Source organism: Ferrovibrio sp. (genome assembly GCF_035304305.1).
GTDB lineage: Bacteria > Pseudomonadota > Alphaproteobacteria > Ferrovibrionales > Ferrovibrionaceae > Ferrovibrio.
This window is the reverse complement of sequence record NZ_DATGQG010000163.1, coordinates 1-4,508: the sequence shown is the minus strand read 5'-3', so window position 1 is coordinate 4,508 and position 4,508 is coordinate 1. Positions and strand designations below refer to the sequence as shown.

Here is a 4,508-nt window from a genome sequence, read left to right as displayed (position 1 = left end):
TTCACCTTCATCGATGCCGGTTGGGATTTCGCCGCGATCTGGGGCAAGTCGAGCCTTAACGAGAATGGCGGCTACATGATGCTGCGCGGGGTAGGCCCGGGCACGCTCTATGACGATTATGTCCGTGTGGCGGCTGTCGATCTCTCCCGCGTCTATGGCAGCAGCAACCCGGCCCTCGCGCCCCATGTCACCATCGCCGGTGTCGGCGCCGCCAATGTCTCGGTCGGCTGGGGCAGCGCGGTAGGCCCGCAGGCCAATGCCGGCGCCTACGCCTTCACCGATCCCGGTGTGCTTGACATCTCGACCGTTTCGGCTGGCGGGGTCTATGTGGACCATGGCTCGGGATCGCTGACGGTGACGCCGCGCGCCATCACGGTGACGGCGGACGACCTTTCGCGTCTCTATGGCGAGGCCAACCCGGCACTGACCTTCGGCGCAATCGGCGGCGACGGGCTTGCCGCGTTCCACGCCGACCTCGCCGCCGCCGGCTTCGGGCTTTCGACCGCTGCCGGGGTGCAGTCGGATGTCGGCAGCTACGCCATCGACCTGACGGGAGCCAACGGCAACTATGACGTGACCTTCACCCCCGGCACGCTGACGGTGACGCCGCGCGCCATCACGGTGACGGCGGACGATCTGCGCAAGCTTCTGGGGCAGCCCGATCCTTTGCTGACCTGGTCGATCACCGGTGGCAGCCTTGCCAGCTTCGATACGGAAGCTGGCGTGTTCGGGGGTGATCTGATGCGCGATCCCGGCGAAGGGGTTGGCACATACAGCATCCGGCAGGGAACGCTTGTCGCCAACTCCAATTACGACGTGACCTTCGTGGGCGGCACGCTGACCATCACGCCGGTGGCGGTGAGTGTGGCGAGCCTGTTCGAACGCGCCTTGCCATTGTCTGTGCCGGCCAGCCCGACGGAAGGCGGCACCCTTGCCCTGTGCGATACCGGCGTGCTGCCGGAAGCGGAATGCGCAGCCTATCCCCATCCGGCCAATCGCGGCCTCGCCCATGTCGGGTTCGCACAATGAGGGGGCCTGCCATGAAGCACCACCGCAGGATTGCCGTCGGCCTCTGGGTCTCTGTCTCACTGGCCGCGCTGATTGGTCTGGCCGGGATGGCCCACGCCCAGTCCACGGCGATCGAGCGCAACCTGCCCCCGGCGCCGGTCACCTCTGGCGGCGAGATCAGGGTGGACGAGACGATTGCCGGCTCGACTGACGAGACCCCGTTCGGCGTCGATGTCGCTGGCATCGCGCTGATCGGCCCGGATGGGCAGGTACCGGCAAGACCGCAGCCCGGCGTGTCGCTGGAGGGCATCGCCGAGACCTATCATGATGCGGTCCGTGCTGCCTTGGCGCCGCTGATCGGCCAGCCGCTCAGCCCGGCGCTGATTGCCCGCGCGCAAGGCGCTGTCGCCGGCGTCTGGCGGCAGGCAGGCTATCCCTTCATGTCGGTTACCGTGCCGCCGCAGGAGGTCACGTCCGGCGTGCTCACCCTGCGCGTGGTCGAGTTCGTCGCCGGCAATGTCTCGTCCGACCATGCCAGCCTGCCGCTCCATGTCCGGCAGCAGGAGGGCGAAGCGATCTCGGCCGCGCAACTCTCCGAAGACCTTGCCTGGCTCAACCGCAATCCCTTCCGGCAGGTGGGCGCGGTCTTCGCCCCCGGCGATCAGCGCGGCGCCAGCGATATCGAGCTGACCGTCACGACGGACAAGCCGTTCGCGGTCTATGCCGGCTGGGACAATACCGGCAGCCCCGCCACCGGCCGCGACCGCTTCTATACCGGCGGCGGTGTCTGGATCCCCGCGCTCAACGACATGACGCTGTCCTGGCGCTATACGCGCTCGGACGAGTTGTGGGACGGCAATGTGTTCGGGCTCGATCCGGCAAAGCGCGGCTACCTCAGCCTTGCGGGCCGCATCGACCTGCCGACCCTGCCGAGACAAGCTCTGTCCATCGCACCGAACTTCGTCACCACCAACGAGTTCATTGCCGGCACGCCCTTCAGCTTCGAGAACACCACCTTCGAGCTGCCCATTCTCTACCGGACGGCCGTCTCCAACATGGTGCCCGGAACCTATTGGGGCGACCTTTACTTCGGCATCGAGCCCAAATGGCTCCGGCGCACGACGCGCTTTGCCGGGATCGATGTCGCCGAGGGCGAAGCCGGGCTGGTCAATCTCGTCCTCGGCTGGTCGCACCTGCTCACCGACCCTCATGGCCGCACCTCCATCGACTTGCGGCTCAAGGCCAATCCCGGCGGCGTGCTCGGCACCAACACGGCCGCCGACTGGGCCGCCTTTACCGGTGGACGGGTCAGCGACCACACTTATGTCCATGCCGGCTTCGACATCGCCCGCTGGACGCGGCTCCCGAACGACTTCGCCTGGTCGAGCACCCTGACCGGCCAGATCGCCGGACAGGCGCTGCCGGACACCGAGCGGCTGAGCCTTGGCGGGCATTATGCCGTGCGGGGGTTCGAGCACAATGACGTATCGGCCGATGCGGGCGTCGTCTGGCGCAACGAACTGCGCCTGCCCGCCATGCGGCCGCTGGCAGGCGCCGGTCTTGCCGACACGCTCTCGCCCTTCGCCTTCCTCGATCTCGGCTGGGGCAAGGACAACGCATCGGGAACGAGCAATAGCCTTGCTGGTGCCGGGCTCGGCTTCGACTATGCCATCGGCACAAACTTCAATGCCGGCGCCACCGCCGCAGTCGCGCTCACCGATGCGGGAACGACGCGCGCGGGCGACTGGTCCGTCACCGCCAATATCCGCTTCACCTATTAAACCCAGCCATGGCAAGGCCGCCCAAAGACCCACACATGCCCCGCTCCCTCGCCCGCATCAAAGCCGTGCTGATCCTGCTCGCAGCTGCCACCGCGATGCTGCTGCCGTCCCTCCCCGCCGCCGCGCAGGACAACACGCCCACCCCGCAGGCCACTACAGCCACCTATCGCGACTGGACGGTGCGCTGCGATCATCTGCCGCAGACCCCGCCGCGCAGGGTCTGCGAGGTCGTACAGGCCGTTCGCGCCAATGACGGTCAGGCATTTCTCGCCCAGGTCGTCATCGGGAAGCCCGCGCCCGACCAGCCGACAAAGCTCATCGTCCAGCTTCCGGCTGGCGTCTGGCTTCCCGCCAACGTCACCCTGACCGCACCTTCGGGCGAAAGCGCCACTGCCACCTTCACCCGCTGCATGCAGCTCTGCGTCGCCGACGCCGATATCGCTCAACCTCTCGTCGACGCTCTCAAGGCCGCAACCGAACCGGCAAGGCTCACCTTCCAGGACGGAAACCGCAGACCCATCGAACTCCCAATATCCCTCAACGGGTTTACGGCAGCAATGAACGCAGCAGCAGAGTAGCCAGTTACAGCCGAACCGTTCGCCATCACGGTGCGCTCAAACCAGCACCGTGATCGATTTATGCTGGAAGCGCCATCTGGCACAAGAATCGTGCGCGGACAAGAAAGGGCAAGACCCGAAAGGCCTCCTGCGCCAGCGGAGCCGCCTCAAATCTCTATGGTCAGCATGTGTCTGGCTCGGTCAAAACCTGCCCTTCGGGCAGGGGGCATGGCCGGCCCGCACCCCGCCAAAAGCGCCAAAAATGGCGGATTTTTGCGGACTTGCGGGCGGTTCCTGTCGTTTCAAACGACCGTTTTACAATTTCAGGCTTTGGTGATAGAGTGATTCCCGAAAACAAAAAGAACGTTGCCATCAGAAACGCAGACTGGTCAACATTTGGGAGCCTCGTGATGGAGAGCCTTGCTCATTGGTTTATCAGACGGCTTGAAAAGGCCACCACCCTTTCTGAATCCATTGCCCTCATCCTTGAGGTCGGGGATGCCTTCGGCTTGCCGAAGGTGGGCGTCATCCGCGATATCGAAGCGGAGGAAAGGCCGGTCATGAACGGCAAGCCGCTGGCCGCGCTCATGGGCTGGCCGGAGGACTGGCTGGCGGAATTCACCCGCCGCAATTTCAAGCTTTACGAACCCAACAGCAATTATTGCCGCTATGAGCACCGGCCCTTCACCTGGCGCACCAACGAGAACGGCACCATGTGGCGCGACAAGCTGTTGAGCGGAATGCCGCTTCAGGCCATGCGCTGCCTGCGCGAGCAGGTGGGCGCGGGCGTCACCGCCCCCGTCTTCCGCTCCGGCGGCCGCATCGGCCATGTGAGCTGGATGAATTCCTGCCCCGGCACCGATGTGGAGAAGATCTTCGAGCGCCATGGCACGGAGATGTTCCTGATCGCCCATCACTTCATCGAGGTCCTCGACCGCTGGCCCACGGAAGAGGACGATTACGAGGAAGGCGAGCCCCTCACCGCCCGCGAAACCGAATGCCTGCGCTGGGTCGCCCTTGGCAAGACCGACCAGGAGGTGAGCGAGATCATCTACCGCTCGCCGGCAACCACGCGCTTCCATGTGAAGAACGCCATCCGCAAGCTCGGCGCCTCCAACCGCGCCCATGCGGTGAGCATCGCCCACCGCCGCGGCCTCCTCGG

The 4,508-nt window shown here is 65.5% G+C and carries 4 protein-coding genes; all 4 read left to right on the top strand.

Going from position 1 to position 4,508, the window contains the following annotated elements; all coding sequences use genetic code 11:
* A partial coding sequence (locus VKZ87_RS17885; RefSeq protein WP_324222631.1) for an MBG domain-containing protein occupies positions 1-1,029 on the top strand: 1,029 nt, incomplete at its 5' end.
* Between the two features lie 11 nt (positions 1,030-1,040).
* The gene (locus VKZ87_RS17880) at positions 1,041-2,789 is read left to right on the top strand and encodes a ShlB/FhaC/HecB family hemolysin secretion/activation protein (RefSeq protein WP_324222630.1); all 1,749 of its coding nucleotides are present in this window, start codon (positions 1,041-1,043) and stop codon (positions 2,787-2,789) included.
* A gap of 35 nt (positions 2,790-2,824) precedes the next feature.
* The gene (locus VKZ87_RS17875; protein ID WP_170067494.1) at positions 2,825-3,367 is read left to right on the top strand and encodes an invasion associated locus B family protein; all 543 of its coding nucleotides are present in this window, start codon (positions 2,825-2,827) and stop codon (positions 3,365-3,367) included.
* A 497-nt stretch (positions 3,368-3,864) separates the two neighbouring features.
* Positions 3,865-4,508, top strand: a 644-nt coding sequence (locus tag VKZ87_RS17870) for a helix-turn-helix transcriptional regulator (protein WP_324222632.1), incomplete at its 3' end; no start/stop codon positions are given.